Below are 1,232 nucleotides of genomic sequence, written 5' to 3' on the forward strand. Positions count from 1 at the left end.
TACTCGCCCAGGACCAGCGCCACGGCCACAAACCCCGCCGCCGGCACCGTGGTGACGGAGATAAACACGCCAATCAGCGCCGCCGAGCGCCGGCTGATCACCGACAGCATCCCGGCCGTTCCAGCCAGCACCGMGACAATCAGCGAATACGGCCCCGGATGGTAGATGAATTCAACCGCTGAACCGTGGTCCAGCGCGTCCTTKGGAAACAGCCCGAGCGGCACGGACAGCCACGCGGTCAGGGCGGCGGCCAGCATCGCGACCGGAAAGCCGACGCCGAGGGCCAGCGCCGCGTCGCGTCCGAGCCGCCGCTCCCGCCGGACCAGAGCCACGGCCAGCGCCGCCAGCGGGCCGAACTCCGGGCCCACGGCCATGGCGCCGACAATCGCGATTGTGGAGTCCGTGACGATGCCGATGGCCGCCAGCTGGGTGGCCAGGACCAGGAATGCCAGAAAACTCCAKGTCAGGCGCGAGTCTTCGCCGCTCTGGCGCGACACCTCTTCCCAGATGACCGCGTCGGCGCCCTCGCCGGGGGCCTCAGCCTCCGCCCGGTCGGCCCGGTCCGAGAGCACAAGATCCGGCAGGTTGACCGAAATCGATCCGCGTTTCTGGAGGTCGAGGGCCTGGAGCTTCTCCATGAGGGTCTCCACGGATTCGCGGGCGAGCAGGACCTGAATAACGTCCCCGGGCGGCATGACCGAGGCGCCCTTGTCGACGGCGATTTCCGCGACGCCGAGATGATCGGCACACCTTTCGACAACAACTCCGGACAAATCACCCGGAACACAAATGCGCAGCTGCACGATCACTTGGCGGCCTCCTCAGACTCCCACCAGCCTAGCTTCCGCGCCGCGGCCAATGGAGCTCGCCGCCGCGCGCGGCCGCCTCGGGCCTCCAGCGAAACACCMCCGCCGGCGCCCCATCCGACACCCCCGCCGAGGCCCTGTGACTGGCAAAGAAAGTTACGGTTCGGTAACATTGATCTTTTGGAAGCCGGCCTGAAGGGTTTTTTAGTGTCGAACGAGCGAACCATACCCACCCCRCCAACAGCGGATGCGGGTTCTCCGGCGAGCCGAAAAGCCAGCTACCGCCCCGAGGTCCAGGGCCTTCGCGCCCTTGCCGTCCTCATGGTGGTCACGTACCACGTGTGGCTGGGCCGGGTCTCTGGCGGCGTGGACATCTTCCTTCTCATTTCAGCATTCCTGATGACCCTCAGCTTCACGCGGAAGGTC

At 66.8% G+C, this 1,232-nt stretch carries 2 protein-coding genes; one reads left to right on the forward strand and one right to left on the reverse strand.

Features of this window, described 5'->3' with window-relative positions; genetic code table 11:
* A partial coding sequence (locus tag AC1DBQ_RS23405) for a DUF389 domain-containing protein (RefSeq protein ID WP_476930767.1) occupies positions 1 to 809 on the reverse strand: 809 nt, incomplete at its 3' end.
* 204 nt (positions 810 to 1,013) lie between these two features.
* On the opposite strand from AC1DBQ_RS23405, the gene AC1DBQ_RS23410 reads away from it, so the two are divergent.
* Positions 1,014 to 1,232, forward strand: a 219-nt coding sequence (locus AC1DBQ_RS23410; RefSeq protein ID WP_476930768.1) for an acyltransferase family protein, incomplete at its 3' end; no start/stop codon positions are given.

It is taken from the genome of Arthrobacter sp. 10T413_2 (assembly GCF_056394205.1).